This is a genomic window from Salmonella sp. SJTUF15581, assembly GCF_043356775.1.
Lineage (GTDB): Bacteria > Pseudomonadota > Gammaproteobacteria > Enterobacterales > Enterobacteriaceae > Salmonella > Salmonella enterica.
Genome location: NZ_JBEUJY010000001.1, coordinates 279,141 through 295,180, shown reverse-complemented (window position 1 = coordinate 295,180; position 16,040 = coordinate 279,141). Strand labels below are relative to the sequence as shown.

Below are 16,040 nucleotides of genomic sequence, written 5' to 3'. Positions count from 1 at the left end.
ATCATCACTGGTGCGAAAATCTGGATTATCCATGGCATTCAGTCTTCACTGAATGCCACAGACAAGCGTTATTCAACTAAAGCTCACCTGTCCCTTAGTCCTTCTTTCATTCCGTTGCGTCGTTGCCATACCAGCACACTTAAACGTAAGGTGAGCTTATTGTTTTTATCGACGGGTCAGAACAATCCTTCGCCGGTCATACAGTGTTTCAACTGAGAGCTGCAAATCATATTTTGCATTCTTCAGTTTTCGCGATTTAAGCATTTTCACCGTGACGCCACTTATTTGCCCTGTTTCAATCCGTCTCTTGATTTCGGCTGCGCTTAACAGGAGTTGCTTCTTCAAAATCGACAGCAGGCTGACCTGAAAAGAACGGGAAATCCTGACGCTAACACTGACCTGCTTGTGGGAGGCGATACTGACCAGCCACCGTTCCTGAATGTGAAAATCAGGCTGCCCCGATAATTCAGCATTGTTTCGCTTCAGGATCGCGTTGTCATAAGCAAAATATTGCACCGTGGCAGCATCATTCGCCATCAGTCGGCCATAAAGATCGCGGTTAATTTTGCTGACTGGCAGACGCGAGAACAGGGAGATATTCCAGGTGTAATCGCAGTGTGTGCATTTATAGATACTCCAGACATCGAGTACCTTCTTTTGCGAATTAACCCGAAATGCCCCAGAAGGCGTGAAGTCCCGTTTTACGCTGCATGAAGGGCAACGTTTCGCTATGCGCTGATACCCCACAGGAGTGACAGTCCATATGACTTTCATAACGTACCTTTTTTAACCCATACAAAACCGGATCCGAACTCAGCGGACCATAAATGTTTATGTATGAAAAATATTTAAGTGATATTTTTCAGTGGGTTAAAAAAAGATTTCCAACGCAACAACCCTGTCAATGGCTAAAAAGATACGTCGAGACTATCAAAGCGGCCATTATCGGGTATATGAGTTTAATCAATATTCATTATGGTAGCGGCGGGATCTATTCAACTGACTTACTAAACGCATGATCCTCCCTTTGAGATCACACTTTTCACTCCCGGTTATTCACTTACAGAAATCAGGTGTTATCATTCACGACGTAAATACCTTTCAACTCAACTCGAGGCTTTGATGCTGGAGAATGTCATCATCTGATAATCAGTTCCCCGACCTTTTCAGGCCGGACTGATTATCAATGCGCCGAAATCGAATGCGGACACCGCAGTGTGTTTGCACGTTTTGCCTATGATGATTAAACAGGTTCTTCAGTATGAATTTATCCCGTCAGGAACAACGTACCTTACACGTTCTCGCCAAAGGCGGACGCATTACGCACATCCGCGATGCGTCAGGCCGCGTCACCGCCGTTGAATGCTATAGCCGCGAAGGGCTGTTGCTCGCCGATTGCACGCTCGCTGTATTCAAAAAACTCAAAACCAAAAAGCTGATCAAATCCGTTAACGGTCAGCCCTACCGCATTAATACGACCGGGCTGAACAACGTTCGCGCCCAGCCTGACAATCGCTAAGGAGATGATGATGGATATCAGCGCCGTTATTTTTGCAACGCATCGCATTCGGTTATTACCCGATGAAGGCAAAATCCCCTGGGACGAGCCAGCCTTCAGCCAACGCATGCTGGAAAATCATCTGTCGCAGGACCACGACTGGGCCAGCCGCCGGCTAACCGTGATTGAGCAACAGGTAACATGGATTACCCGTCAGTTACCCGGTGGCGCCCACATTCTGGATCTCGGCTGTGGACCCGGTTTTTATACCCGCCTGTTAGCGGAGCGTGGGTTTCACTGCACAGGCGTAGATTTCTCTCCGGCATCCATCACATGGGCTCGCCAGCAGGCGCAAGCCGCAAACCTGAATATTGACTACATTCAGCAGGATATTCGTACATACCACCCCACGGAACCTTTTGATTTCATTATGATGACGTTTGGGGAACTGAATGTCTTTAGCGCTGCGGATGCGCAAAGCCTCATCAGTCATTGCGCGCAGTGGTTGAAACCGGACGGCAAACTGCTTGTTGAAGTGCATACCTTCGATGAAGTTAAACGCCAGGGCATGGCGCAGCCAGGCTGGCAGCGTTGTCCGCACGGCCTGTTTCTTGCCGAGCCTCATCTGCTGTTAACGGAAAATGCCTGGGATGAAGAGGCTCAAACCAGCTCAACGCTGTTCTGGGCGATAGCGGAAAACGGCTGTACCACCCGTTTCGGCAGTCAAATGAAGGCCTGGCGCGATGATGAATATATCAGCCTGCTTGGTGATGCTGGCTTCACTGTGTTGCAGCGCCCGGACAGTCACACCTGGCCGGTCGGCGAGACTTTTGCAGGCAAGCTGTTTGCGCTGCTGGCTGAAAAAGCATCCACTTCTGAGGGTATTGCCCTCAGTAAAAGGAATAACCCAATGGATATCCCACGTATTTTTACCATTAGCGAAAGCGAACACCGTATCCATAATCCGTTTACAGCGGAAAAGTACGCCACACTGGGCCATGCGTTACGCATGAAGCCAGGCACGCGGATTCTCGATCTCGGTAGCGGTTCGGGTGAGATGCTCTGCACCTGGGCTCGCGATTACGGTGTTACAGGTACTGGCATTGACATAAGCCCGCTCTTCACCACACAGGCAAAACAACGTGCAGAAGAGCTCGGCGTCAGTGAATATGTACATTTTATTCATAACGACGCGGCCGGTTATATTGATGAGGAAAAATATGACGTGGCGGCCTGCGTAGGCGCGACCTGGATTGCGGGCGGTGTCGCGGGGACAATAGATCTGCTGGCCAAAAGCCTCAAACCAGGCGGGATCATTCTCATCGGTGAACCGTACTGGCGTCGGATCCCCGCAACGGAAGAGATCGCCCACGCCTGTGGCGTCTCATCCGTCGCCGATTTTCGTCCCCTGCCCGAGCTGGTCGCCTTTTTCGACCAACTCGGCTATGACGTAGTGGAAATGGTGCTGGCGGACCCGCAAGGCTGGGACAGATATGAAGCCGCGAAGTGGATGACCATGCGCCGCTGGCTGGAGGAAAACCCTAACGATGAGTTTGCGCAAGAGGTTCGAACAGAACTGACGGTAGCCCCCAAACGTCACGTCACCTGGACGCGAGAATACTTTGGCTGGGGCGTATTTGCGTTAATCGCGCGATAACGTGAAGCAGGAGGTATAGCCTACAAGAGGTATACCTCCGTTTAAAAGTATGCAACAAATTAACACGGCTCAAGGCGGGAATATATCGTCTTAGAGACTATCCCAGTAGGCGTTATTGGCGCAGCCAGTTTGGACACGGACAGCGCGCAAAAACCGGAGCGTACACGTAGTACGTGAGGATTTTGAGCACTGCCCTGGTCCAAAATGGCAAGTAAAATAGCCCTAATGGGATAGGCTCTTAATTTCGCCATTAAGTTTCTGCCACAATATGTCGCAAGACGTGCAAGCGTTCCACCTCACCTGATGAGCGACACCACCATCAATAAGACGTTATTGCTGTGATTCAATTATTAAAAATAAAAAAAGAACCAGAAGAAAATTAAAAAATGGCTTACCCACCATATTAGCCATTGTTAAAATCAAAGTAACCCCCCGTAAAAGCTGGATGTTTTTATTTCTCATAGACGAGAATTTATATATTATGATATAATACGGCAGAAAAACATGCAGGTTATTAACCTACCGTTAATGTAAATAATTCTTTGAGGAGATGTTTCCAGTGGGACGTAAATGGGCAAATATTGTTGCTAAAAAAACGGCGAAAGACGGTGCAACGTCTAAAGTATATGCAAAATTTGGTGTAGAAATCTATGCTGCGGCTAAACAAGGTGAACCAGACCCGGAATCAAACTCAGCTTTAAAATTCGTTATTGAACGAGCGAAACAAGCACAGGTTCCAAAACATGTTATTGATAAAGCCATTGATAAAGCCAAAGGTGGCGGAGATGAAACGTTCGTGCAAGGGCGTTATGAAGGCTTTGGACCAAATGGTTCAATGGTTATCGCTGAAACGTTGACGTCTAATGTTAACCGTACGATTGCTAATATCCGCACAATTTTCAATAAAAAAGGCGGGAATATCGGAGCGGCAGGTGCTGTCAGCTATATGTTTGACAATACTGGAGTGATTGTATTTAAAGGAACAGACCCTGACCATATTTTTGAAATTTTGCTTGATGCTGAAGTTGATGTTCGTGATGTAACCGAAGAAGAAGGAAACATCGTTATTTATACTGAAGCTACAGACCTGCACAAAGGAATTGCAGCGCTAAAAGCAGCTGGAATTTCTGAATTTTCAACAACAGAATTAGAAATGATTGCTCAATCAGAAGTTGAACTTTCACCAGAAGATTTAGAAATCTTTGAAGGACTTGTTGATGCCCTTGAAGATGATGATGATGTGCAAAAAGTATATCATAACGTTGCAAACCTCTAATTATAAATTAAACAAATCTGTCTCTATGGCAGATTTGTTTAATTTATAAAGCTGTTATAAAAAAGTCTATCTGGCCAGATATATAGATCTTTAAATTTATGTGTCTTATCACGACCTGATCTGACACATAGCTTTGAAAGATTGAGAGTTACTGGTTTTGATATAGTGTCGAATCCTTATATAAAACATGAGGTAATTTTCATGTTTCATACGACGAATCCCGTCAGCAAGCTAAGCAAAAGCCAACAATATCGGGCTACTTACAATCTCCCTGTGCTCTTTAAGGCACCGCCCTTATAAATTCCGCTTGCGCTCATGATGGCTCATCTGGCGCTCTACGCGTCGCTTGACTACAGGTGTGACTCCACCAGCGCGCTACAGACCATAGTGCGAGAACCGTGGCCGATTACTTTGATGCCTTTGATGTGGAGCTATTTTTTACAGATAACGTATACCCCACTCAAAATACTCCCCCAGATCAATGCCCTCCTCTGAACACCTCCCTCTTGTGCCATTCCACAAACCGTTCACCCGGATAATTTTCTTTCATCTGCGGCAACGCGATCTCTTTCCCCGCAAAATCCCAGAACAGCCGCTGTACCACCCCGCCACCATTCACCGCGTCGGAAACCACCACACGCATATTTTCATCCAGGCTAATCGAACCACGGTCGAACGCTTTATGATGAATTGCGCACAACGCCAGGCCATTAGGCACTTCACAAGGACCATGATGCTGCTTCCATCTGATATGGGCTGCTTCAAGGGCTATAGGGGCGTTGTCGTGGCGCATATTGAAGCCGCAGACCGCACATTGATAATTGTACGCTCGTAGCACCGCCTGGCGGAACTTCGGATCGCGTTGACGGAGAGAGGTGCGAATATCAAAACCCATCTCGTCAGCGATGTCTTCCTGAATACTGGTCGGGAAATGCGCCTCAAGGATCTGCTGCGCCAGCGTGTCGATTAGCTTACGTTTTTTTGTTACCAGCACGAAATTGACGGCATCAAACCCACCAGCGACATTATATTCAATGAGTTCGCGCTTGGGCGGCTGGCGGCTACCACTCGTTGAGCAGAATTCCGCGTTTTGCAATTCCCAGAAACCATCGCCCTTCAGACGCCAGAACGGCATATCCGGGCGCTGTTCACGGCGCTGTGGTCCATAGCGTTCCAGCAAATCCAGCAATTGCTCATGAATTTCAGAACCATAATCAAACAGACGATCGTGCCCCTGCCGATAGTGCGAGAGGACATATAACAGCAATAACGGCTTATGCGGCGCTCGCTGTTCGCCTTTGCGCCAAATAGTAATATTTGATATCGCTTGCTTTAGGGTTTTGTCAGAGGTCATTACGTTGAAGAATCCATAAGCACATAGTTGCGATGATTCTCTCCCAGTGGATCATGGTGCGGGCGGCGAGCTGTGCATCACCCTTTCGCGTCCTCAAGATAACGGGCGGCAAGCATTTCAGCGGATTCGATGCCTGCGATACCACTGACTGCTTTGTCGTAGAGCCAACCGATGATGGACTGGAAAGAGCGCGGGTGGTGGGATGGAGGGAGGTCGTCAGCGCTTTCGTCGTCCTCGTCTTCGTAGTTTTGGTATTCGTTATCCAGCTCCATATCACTCCTTTGTAGGCAGGCAGATAAAAAGAAGGCCGGAACCATCGTAAAGACGGTTCCGGCCGGAGGTTCAATGGGATGATATGGGGTTGAAAAGATTTGGAGCTACAAATCATCTCCTTACAGATTAAAACAAATGGCGAGTAGCCCCTCCGTATAATAAACTTAACTCATTGATTAAAATCAAACTAATATCAATTTCAAATTTAATTAAATTCATAATTCAATTATTGTTATCTGTTTTTTTTTCAAAATAACAAAATGTTATAATAACTTTCAGCCATTCACTGTTCTAATGCAAGGAGCTTGCTTTGAGTCAGTCCGAATACACATCCATTCTAAAGTGTACCCCATGGCTAGCTAAATTCCTCACCCGCAGAGGATTGAAGCAACCAGACCATCGTCCGTTATATGAATACCACGCAACGAGTGAAGAATATGATGAATTGAAACGGCTGCTGCGATCTATAGGGGTACCCGATGGTTATAAAAGTGATAAAGGGTACGCAGCCTGTTTCACATTGTTCTGCTCAGAGTGGTATCGAAGAGATTATGAAAGGGAGTATGGATGGGCATGGGAGCCAATTTACAAGACGATAGGTATCTCAGCATCTTCCTCGGAAATGGGGAAAATTATCCCTAAAGGCCTGGATGGTTACTGGGGGCGTCCAGTGCGGTTTTATGATACAGAAAGGCGGAATTTCTTAGGTTCCTTATTCAGTGAAGGCGGCCTACCTTTCAGGTTGCTAAAGGAATCTAATAGCCGTTTTCAGTCGATGTTTTCTCTCATTCTAAATCAATACGATCAGGCTAAATCTTCTAACATTTCCACGTTCGCGTTAGTCCATGCAGCGGTAGAAAAATCATCCCTGCCAGTCGTTTTCAAAGAGGATACTTCAGTTGAGCTTATTAGTCGGATGGCTGAACAGTTAGTATCTCTTGTTCAAATTTATGATTTGAGTAATCATACCGAGCCCGTAAAAGAACTTGAACGTGTTCATCCTAAGTGGCGTGACAGTTTCCCTGTTCCTCTCGATGATGATACGGGTACCAGTTTCCTTAATGGACTTTTACGAACAGCTTCTACTGAATCAAAACCCCGCCTTCAAAAGAATAAAACCACTCTCTGTCAGTTTTTATGGTCAGAAAATCATCCTGAAGCCGTCCAGGCTCTCATTTCTCTGCCTGAAGAGCTGAGTTTTTCAATTGATATTGAGCCTTCAACAACGCGCTTCGAGCTTGCTATCTATGAAGATGGTAACGAAATCGCAAGTCTGGGACCTGCCTATGCAACGCTAGGTAACTCCCAGGCAAAAATAAAAGTTCGTAAGCGCGAGATTAAATTTTACCGAAGAAATCCCACGGTCAGTTTGTTTATTGTGGCGAGAGCTGGGGGTATGTTTGTCGGCTCCAATCTTTTAGAAGGCAGTGAAGTTGCGGTTGGCGATGTTCCATTGGTTTTTGTTTCTGATAAAAATGAATGGCTGTTACAAGGACAAGCCTCTTGCAGCGTACGTGGCAGCCATGTACTTATTGTGCTGCCAAAGGATGGTTGTCTGGCTTCAGAACATGAGGATTGTGACTCTGGCTTTTCGGCTTTGGGATGCCGTGCTCTGACCATCAAAGGTCGCCAGGATATCATTATTGAAGGCGACGAAACGTACCGGATAAAGACTGGAAGGGATCAGATTATCCATGCTGGATTCTCTTTCCAGGGGAAGCGGTTAAATTGGACAAGTTACCCGGATGAACTCTTCCTCGGTGTTCCTGGGATTACTCAACATTCTGAGAATCTATCAACGCACCATTACAAGCGTTTTTTCAACGGAACATTTATAGATAATTGTGATGTACAAGAGAAGATGGGAGCACAGTTTATTTCGGTGCGTAACGAAAATAATGAAACGTTACTGCGTAAGAAAATTGGCATTCTCCCCAATGATTTTAGTTTGGAAATAAAAAATGGACAACAGGCGAACGAAGGATCTGTCATTATTACTACTCAGCACCCTTGTTTGTATAGTTTGAAGGAAAAAACACTTGAAGTTGGACGGAAGCGGTTGCCCGGTAGTACAGAAATAATGATGAAGGCGGAGGGCATTCCTCCTGCATCAGTTTCATTACAAATAACACCAAACCTCACTGCAAACCCGATTGTTATTTGGTTACCATTTCCTGCACGAGGCTGTCTTGCGTTCGATAAAGATGAGAAGCCTCTCCCGAAAAATTTAACGATTAACGATCTTCTGGGTGCCAGAGCATATCTTTTCGGAAAAAATGGTGAGCCTACGCGATACCAGCTTGAACTACGTTTACGTTCGCGTAGTGGAATGCAGGCCTGGTATGAGTGGCACTACAGTGCGGGAGAATGTCCGGTAGAGCTTACTTTATATAGCTTAAGGGAACATATTGATAATTTACTCTCCCTGGAGGAAGGAATTGATCAAACAGTTGATATGCGTATAAAAGGAGGCGGTAGTTCTTTTACCTGGCAGATCCGACGTTATAAATATAGTCTGGACTATGATCGTGACAGGCAGATTCTTCTCGCAAACTCAATAAGTAATCGTACAGGCCAGATCCCTTCGCCTGTCATTATGTTACTCAGCGAACCGGAGAGAAAAGTTGTACCGCTGATGTCAAGAATGAGCGAAGGTGTACCAGTTGGTGAATTTGAACTAAGTTCGATAATACAAAATAATGGCCCATGGCTGGTGCTGCCGAAACCAGGTGAAGAGGCCTCATTTCGACCTTGCTTTATTGCAGGTGAGCCGGTAATTCAAAGCGACGCGACAGCAATACAGTCTTTACAAAAAGCAACGCAGCTTTTTAATCCTCGTTCAGATGTCAATACTATTATGTTAGTTCTGGAACAAATGGCGAGCGACCCGGCACACTCGGGCTGGCAGTTCTTACGCAATTTATACGATCAGTTCGGGTATTTACCTTTGGCTACCTTTGAAGTATGGCGGGCACTTGTTCAGCATCCACAAGCGTTGGCGATGTCGCTGTTCAAATTTGAAATGTCCATTGATTATCTCAGCCGTATTGAAAGTGAGTTTCCCGTTTTCTGGGAGTTTTTACCCATTACAGAAGTTAAACGTTCCGCCACACGTTTTCGTGCTTTTTTGACTCATAAAGGTGCACCGGAGGAAATGCAGATAAAGTTGCTGAACAGAATGTATCAGCAGCTGGGCACAACATTCCCGACTTATGCCAGTGAGGTGCAATTATGGTTGAGTCAAGGTAAATTACCACCGGTTTTTCCTGAGTTGACGATGAAAGGTATTATCCTTGAGTGGTATCAGGAACTTCTACGCGAACATGGTGAATCTCGCTGGCCAGAATTTGGTGGCCCGGGCCTTTTACGTTGGTATATGTCGCAACAAAATCCTGTTATCGATATTTCCCCTGATGCCAGCTACCGCTATTCCGTCACCTTGCTCCCCGTATTTGCTGCTGCTGTTGCCAGCGGTAAAACAACATTTGAAAGTGTTTTTGAGAATAAGCCCGGCGCCGTATTTTTCTTGAGACAGGTTAGAGACTTTGACTCGCGATGGTTTAACGCCATTTTCCAGTACTGTCTATTGCGTAATGTTACTGAAAAATAAAAAGGAATAAGAATGACTACACGCTATTTTTCTTCGCTGATTGAACAATCACTGTCGCGTTCTACGGAGGCGACGCTGAGTATTATGGGGGTGACCAACCCGAATCTTCGCGAGCATCTCACGCAACAAATGGCGGCCGATTGCGGGAAAGAAGGATCGTTTCTTGCCTCACCCGTATTTGAACAGACATTTGGCTGGAAAGAGTCCAACAGCACAATGAAAGACCTTGCAACAAAACAAACGTTGCTAAGCAAGGAGGTGGTGGACTCGCTGGATAGTGAGGAAAACGGTCGTTATCGTTTTGGCTCTGACTGGAAACCTTTCACACATCAGTTAGCCAGCTGGCAATCATTACTTGAGAAAAAACACTCAGTCGTGGTGACCAGCGGGACAGGCTCTGGCAAAACGGAATGCTTTATGGTCCCGGTGCTGGAAGACCTCTATCGTGAGCTTCAGGTTAAGAACAAAAAACCGTTGATAGGTGTGAGAGCACTTTTTCTTTACCCACTGAATGCCCTGATTAATTCCCAGCGCGAGCGTTTAGATGCGTGGACCCGTAGTTTTGGTTCCGGAATTCGGTACTGTCTGTATAACGGTAACACGGAAGAATTGCATGCTTTGGTCAAAAGTGAGCAGGCAAACAGGCCTAATGAGGTTTTGTCACGAGAGAAGATGCGTGAAGAGCCCGCTCCCATTTTAGTGACCAACGGTACCATGCTGGAATACATGATGGTTCGTCAGGTTGATGCGCCGATTATTCAGAAATCAAAAGCGGAAAAATCATTACGCTGGATAGTTCTGGATGAAGCCCATACCTACGTTGGTTCTCAGGCCGCTGAGTTGGCTCTACAGCTCCGTCGCGTCATGACGGCATTTGGCGTCACGCCTGATGATGTTCGCTTTGTGGCGACGTCGGCCACCATTGCCGGAAGTGATGCTGAAAAGCAGCTGAAAAAATTCTTGTCTGAGCTGTCAGGAGTGCCACAGGAACGTATTGATGTTCTGGGGGGAAGCCGCGTTATTCCTGAGCTCGAACCCTGCAAACAATATTCTCTGTCACTGGATGAGATTGAGCATATCCCTGATTCGGAGAGTGAAGGGATCAGTCCGGAGCGTTATAGTGCGTTGACCCACTCTCCGGAAGCGCGCTGTTTACGCGAAATGCTGGTTAGCCAACCCCGACCAATGAAACTTGATACGCTGACCCAGCGTTTGAACGAGCTGACCAAACATCAGTACACGCAGCAGGATGTTTTACGCTGGATCGATCTTTGCTCTGGCACATTCCCTAATGCAAAGGATCCTGCATTTCTGAAAGTCAGAGCACATATTTTCCAACGAAACACCCAGGGCATCTGGGCCTGTGTGGATAAGAACTGTTCAGCTAAAAAAAATACCGCGCTGGAAAAAAACTGGTCTTTTGGCAATGTGTATGTAAATCAGCGGCAAAACTGCGAGTGCGGCAGTCCCGTTTTTGAACTGGCATTCTGCAATGAGTGTAATGAACCGCATCTTCTTGCACGGGATAAAAAAGGCAAACTCGTACAGTGGGATAATAAAGGTGGAGATGAATTCTCCCTGCAGGATGAAATTTCTGACGATTTTGAAACATCCGGAGAAAAGGTTCAGAAGGATTTTGTATTCCAGTCGCCACAAATTATTGCTGCGGAATGTAATACGGAAGCTGGCTATATTATGCAGCGGCTCGATCGTCAGACCCGCAGTATCGGCGTGGTGAACCCGGACAGTATTCCGCTGGCAATTAATGATATCGAACAAATCTGTAGTGCCAGCAATTGTGGCTATAAAGGCGGAAAGGGTAAACAGCCCTTCCGAAGGGCGTTACTGGGCGGGCCTTTTTATGTCACCAATATTGTGCCTACGGTGCTGGAGTATTGTCAGGACTTCACTAGTGATGAAGGTAAAGATGGCGTCGGCCCGCTCTCTTTGCCTGGTCGAGGTCGTCGCCTGATTACCTTTACCGACAGTCGTCAGGGGACGGCGCGAATGGCAGTGCGTATGCAGCAGGAAGCAGAGCGCAGCCGGTTACGTGGTAGCGTAGTAGAAATTCTTGGCTGGCACCAACGAAAACAGCCAACGAGTGCTCCGAACGACCAGGCTGACGTGATGAAACTGGTTGCAAGGGTGACACAATACCGTGAAGAAGCCCGGGAGTATCGCGAGTGGGGAATGCCCGAGGAAGCAAAACTTTCTGAAGCTCAGGCCGAACGCCTTGAACAGGCAATCCAGACGGCGACGGGGGGAAAGGCTGCAACCATTTTAGTTTGCCGAACCTGGACGGAAATGGTCAATGAGCTGAAAGAGAAAGCCGATATACAGGGGCCAATTTTACAATATAACCATTATCTGAAGCCTGAAATTTTCACCGAAAATGGCGGCCCTTTAAAACTCGCCGAAATGCTGCTTTTCCGTGAGTTTATGCGACGCCCGAAACGAACCAACAGCCTGGAAACGCAGGGGCTGGTTCAGGTTGGCTATCTGGGGCTGGAGAAGGCACACAGTGTTCCCGCTCACTGGCAGGCTAAAGGCTTAACCCTTGATGACTGGCGCGATTTTCTGAAGGTGACGCTGGATTTCTATGTCAGAGAGAGTAACTACATCCAACTGGATGACGATCTAAGAAATTGGATCGGTAGCCGTTTTTCTTCCAAATTTGTCCGCAACCCGGATTCGAAAGAGCCAGATGACAACCAGGTTAAACGCTGGCCGCAAATTCGCCACGGTAATGTGACTCAGCGCCTGGTCAAACTGTTGATTCTAGGGGCCAAATTTAACACCGTAAATACGGTAACTATCGATATTGTTAACGCCTGGCTGAAAGAAGCCTGGCTCCAGCTAACAGGGGTTCTGGCGGTATTGAAGCCTGATGGAAACCGTTTTTATTTACCGAAAGAGCATCTGACATTCTCTCTGGTGCAAAAAGCACGCATTTGTCCAGTGACCAATAAATTACTGGCGACAACCTTCAAAGGTCTGACACCCTATCTGCCCATGCATATCCAGTTCGAGCGACTGACGAGTGCACAGTACGACGCGTTTTTGGCTCAGGAAGTCACGCTGCCGGCGATCTGGGAACACGATCGCTCTCAGGATGATTATGTCGACGGGTTAACAAAAGTGCGTGACTGGGTAAGCCAGGATCCGCAAGTGCTACCATTACGCTCGCAAAACCTCTGGACGGACATTAACGATCGCGTGGTAGAAGGTGGATTTTACTACCGCACCGCAGAACACTCGGCACAGCAATCGTCGGAGCGCCTGCAAAGCTACGAAAGAATGTTTAAAAACGGGCAGCTTAACGTCCTTAACTGCTCAACCACGATGGAAATGGGTGTGGATATTGGCGGTATTTCTGCGGTGGTGATGAACAACGTTCCTCCGCATCCGGCCAACTATTTACAGCGAGCCGGGCGTGCCGGGCGTAGTAAAGAGTCACGCGCTATTTCGTACACCTTGTGCAAAGGGAACCCGCACGATCAGCAGGTTTTTGCTAATCCCCTCTGGCCGTTTGAGACGGTGATCCCGGCTCCAATGGTGGCAATGAACTCAGAGCGTCTGGTGCAGCGTCACGTCAATTCCCTGTTACTGTCAGAATATTTATGCCATGTGGTCGGGGAAACCGAAAAAGAGCGTACCAGCCTTAATAGCCAGTGGTTCTTTGGCGAAGAGCTCGGCCAGTCGGTATGCAATCGTTTTAAAGCCTGGCTCGAACGTCCGACGCTGAGCATTGATAACGCGCTGGAGCGTCTGGTTAAAGGGACGGCATTGCACGGCGTTACGGCAGAAAAGCTGCGGGATAAAACGCAGGAGGCTATTGCCGTCTTACAGACACGCTGGCTGGGGATCTTCCGCGATCTCGTGAAACAGGAAAGTGAATCGCAGCCCAATACGCCGTACCGCAGGCGACTGGAGCTGGAGAAAAAACGGCATTGTGGTGAATACCTGTTACGCGATCTGGCGGCCAGAACTTTCCTGCCCGGATATGGCTTCCCAACGGATGTTGTCACTTTTGATAACTTCACCATGGAAGATTATATCCGCGAGAAAACGCACAAAGGCCGTGATAAGAACGACCGGGAGGATAACGTTTCTCGTTATAAAGGGCTGCCTTCGCGCAACCTTTCCGTTGCGATCCGTGAGTATGCGCCGGGCGCGGAGATTATCCTTGATGGTCGGGTATTCCGCTCGGCCGGTGTTTCGCTGCACTGGCATAACCTTAACGCCGATACTAACGAAGCCCAGCGTCTGGACAGCGCCTGGCGTTGCCATAAATGCGGTACCTTAGGCTATGAGGAAGGTATTGGCGGGTCGGGGGATTTATTCTGTACCAATAGCGCGTGCGGGGAGCGGATCACACTGGATAACCGGCGTCAGGTATTACAGCCCGCCGGTTTTGTCACCGATGCCCATACTCCCGTTACGAACAACATTGAAACAATGAAATTCATCCCGGTGGTGCCTGCCTGGGTATTTGTGAAGGCAGAACGCGTGCCACTGCCAAACCCGCTGATGGGCTTTATGGCTTCAGGCGCGGATGGCCATGTTTTCCAGCAGAGCATGGGCGAAGGTGGGCACGGTTATGCTCTGTGCCTGAGCTGCGGCCGGGCGGAGTCAATGCTCAGTGCTACCGATGCGCCGAAATCGATGGAAGCGCATTATCCTCCGCGCCCCGGTAAATCTGATCGCGACAGCCAGAATCAGCGGATTATCTGCCCTGGATCCACAGCACTGAATAAGAATGTCACGCTGGGTGCGCTGGCCCGCACCGATGTGTTTGAGCTCATTTTGCGCCGTCCGCAAAACGGGGAGTATATCCCCGATAATTCTGATGAAGGCCGTATTGTGGCTATGACGCTGGTGGTTGCGCTACGTCGGGCGCTGGCCAGCGTGCTGGGGGTATCGGCGGCAGAATTGGGCTATGCGGTGCGTCCGGTCAGGCTAGAGAATGAGCAATCGGTCCTGGCGGTGCAACTTTACGACATTATCAGCGGCGGTGCGGGGTTTGCTTCCAGTGCGCCATTGCATATTGAAGCAGTCCTCAAAGGGATGGTGAAACAGCTGGGATGCTGCCACTGTGATACCGCCTGTAGCGAATGTCTGCTCGATTCGCAGACCCGCCACGATCACGATCAGCTGGATCGTAAAGCCGCGCAGGCCTGGCTGGGGGAGGATTTCAGTCACTATATCGGTTTGCCGGAGGCGGAAAAATTCTCCCTGGCCGACGCGCAGTATTGCCCAGGCAGCATTGAGGATGCTATCCGTCGTGCCATTAACGACGGGGCGCGCAAACTCACGTTGTGGATGAATGGGCCGCTTAACGAGTGGGATTTGTATGCCCGCCAGTTCCGAGCGGCGATCCAGAACTATCGGCTGAAAGATGAGGTTGAGGTTACGCTGGTTGTGCCCGGTCATATTGAAGATCCGGAGCTTTTACAGGAGATTGCGCAGTTTGCCGCCATTGGTGTGCAGCTTTGCCAGTCTGAGCTGAATACGGATACGCCGGTTGTCGCACAGGTAGCATTCAACGATCGCCTGATGACGTTGATTTCTCGCAGCCCAGAGGCCACCATCCCCGGCCCGAACTGGCATCTGAATAGCCAGATGGTTATTCGTAGCCATGCGTTTGAGCCGATAACGCTTAGTAAAGCTGAGCTATTATCCGATGCCGCAGGTAGCAGAGGCCTGGTCAACGATATTGAGATCCATAAGCAGCTTAATGGCCCGGTTTCTCAGTTTGGTCAGCGTTTCTGGGGCGTGTTAACCGGGGCGCAGGAAGATATTCAGACGCTGCTGAAGGAAAACCAGGTGACGCGCATTCACTATAGCGATCGTTATCTGCAAAACCCGGTGGCGCTGGCGTTATTAGGCGGGCTGTTAAAACCGCTGAAATCGATCCTGGCGCAGGATGCGCAAGTGACGATTGATACGCTGTTTAAGAGTAAAGAGCGGCCAGGCAACAAGCCGTTCCATGACTGGATGAGTGAAGCGGATTTTCAGGATTTTGCCGACCAGTGGTTTGCAGCATCTATGGGCAGAGCCGTCGTGATTAACACCTTTGGCTCGCCGCGTGATATTCCACACCATCGTAAACTGATGGTGACCTTCAGTAATGGTCAGGCGCTGAAGATCCGTTTTGACCAGGGGATGGGATACTGGCGCATCGTCTTTGCGCGAGCGTATCGCGATTTTGATTTTAACGATGATGTGGCTTTCCAGCTCGGGAATATGGCCAAAGCCTGCGTTGAAGGTCAGGTGGTCAACAGCGAGGAAAGTTGGGCAACCGATGTGCTGGTGCAGGTGATAGTCCCTTAATGCGAAACCGCTCCCGATTAAACATCGGGAGCGGCTAAC

At 48.4% G+C, this 16,040-nt stretch carries 8 protein-coding genes; 5 read left to right on the top strand and 3 right to left on the bottom strand.

Annotation, left to right across the window (positions count from 1 at the left end; translation table 11 throughout):
* Positions 1–165: 165 nt before the first annotated feature.
* Entirely contained in the window at positions 166–774 is a 609-nt protein-coding gene (locus tag ABVN36_RS01370; RefSeq protein WP_000864866.1) for a DUF1062 domain-containing protein, read from the bottom strand.
* Positions 775–1,261: 487 nt separating this feature from the next.
* Here ABVN36_RS01370 and ABVN36_RS01365 point away from each other — a divergent pair, with 487 nt between their 5' ends.
* The 3 genes from ABVN36_RS01365 (at position 1,262) to ABVN36_RS01355 (ending at position 4,431) form a co-directional block, all read left to right on the top strand.
* Positions 1,262–1,519 carry a YjhX family toxin gene (locus ABVN36_RS01365; RefSeq protein ID WP_001054380.1) on the top strand — a complete coding sequence of 86 codons (258 nt, stop codon included), beginning with the start codon at positions 1,262–1,264 and terminating at the stop codon, positions 1,517–1,519.
* Between the two features lie 4 nt (positions 1,520–1,523).
* Positions 1,524–3,155, top strand: a complete 1,632-nt coding sequence (locus tag ABVN36_RS01360) for a class I SAM-dependent methyltransferase (protein WP_077908622.1) — start codon at positions 1,524–1,526, stop codon at positions 3,153–3,155.
* A 559-nt stretch (positions 3,156–3,714) separates the two neighbouring features.
* Positions 3,715–4,431, top strand: coding sequence for a YebC/PmpR family DNA-binding transcriptional regulator (locus tag ABVN36_RS01355; RefSeq protein WP_000532937.1), 717 nt, complete (start codon positions 3,715–3,717; stop codon positions 4,429–4,431).
* A gap of 478 nt (positions 4,432–4,909) precedes the next feature.
* Here ABVN36_RS01355 and ABVN36_RS01350 read toward each other — a convergent pair whose 3' ends face one another.
* On the bottom strand, positions 4,910–5,785 hold the full coding sequence (locus tag ABVN36_RS01350) for a phosphorothioated DNA-binding restriction endonuclease (protein ID WP_023138503.1): 876 nt from the start codon (positions 5,783–5,785) through the stop codon (positions 4,910–4,912).
* A gap of 77 nt (positions 5,786–5,862) precedes the next feature.
* Entirely contained in the window at positions 5,863–6,057 is a 195-nt protein-coding gene (locus ABVN36_RS01345; protein ID WP_023138502.1) for a hypothetical protein, read from the bottom strand.
* 311 nt (positions 6,058–6,368) lie between these two features.
* Here ABVN36_RS01345 and ABVN36_RS01340 point away from each other — a divergent pair, with 311 nt between their 5' ends.
* Together ABVN36_RS01340 and ABVN36_RS01335 are read left to right on the top strand one after the other, a co-directional pair.
* Entirely contained in the window at positions 6,369–9,668 is a 3,300-nt protein-coding gene (locus ABVN36_RS01340) for an STY4851/ECs_5259 family protein (RefSeq protein WP_023138501.1), read from the top strand.
* Positions 9,669–9,680: 12 nt separating this feature from the next.
* Positions 9,681–16,001 carry a DEAD/DEAH box helicase gene (locus ABVN36_RS01335; protein WP_023138500.1) on the top strand — a complete coding sequence of 2,107 codons (6,321 nt, stop codon included), beginning with the start codon at positions 9,681–9,683 and terminating at the stop codon, positions 15,999–16,001.
* The last annotated feature ends 39 nt before the right edge of the window (positions 16,002–16,040 follow it).

Bases quoted from the DNA above. Each gene is read 5' to 3' on its own strand.
- ABVN36_RS01345 (WP_023138502.1), bottom strand. From the start codon at position 6,057: ATGGAGCTGGATAACGAATACCAAAACTACGAAGACGAGGACGACGAA.
- ABVN36_RS01365 (WP_001054380.1), top strand. From the start codon at position 1,262: ATGAATTTATCCCGTCAGGAACAACGTACCTTACACGTTCTCGCCAAA.
- ABVN36_RS01350 (WP_023138503.1), bottom strand. From the start codon at position 5,785: ATGACCTCTGACAAAACCCTAAAGCAAGCGATATCAAATATTACTATT.
- ABVN36_RS01360 (WP_077908622.1), top strand. From the start codon at position 1,524: ATGATGATGGATATCAGCGCCGTTATTTTTGCAACGCATCGCATTCGG.
- ABVN36_RS01335 (WP_023138500.1), top strand. From the start codon at position 9,681: ATGACTACACGCTATTTTTCTTCGCTGATTGAACAATCACTGTCGCGT.
- ABVN36_RS01370 (WP_000864866.1), bottom strand. From the start codon at position 774: ATGAAAGTCATATGGACTGTCACTCCTGTGGGGTATCAGCGCATAGCG.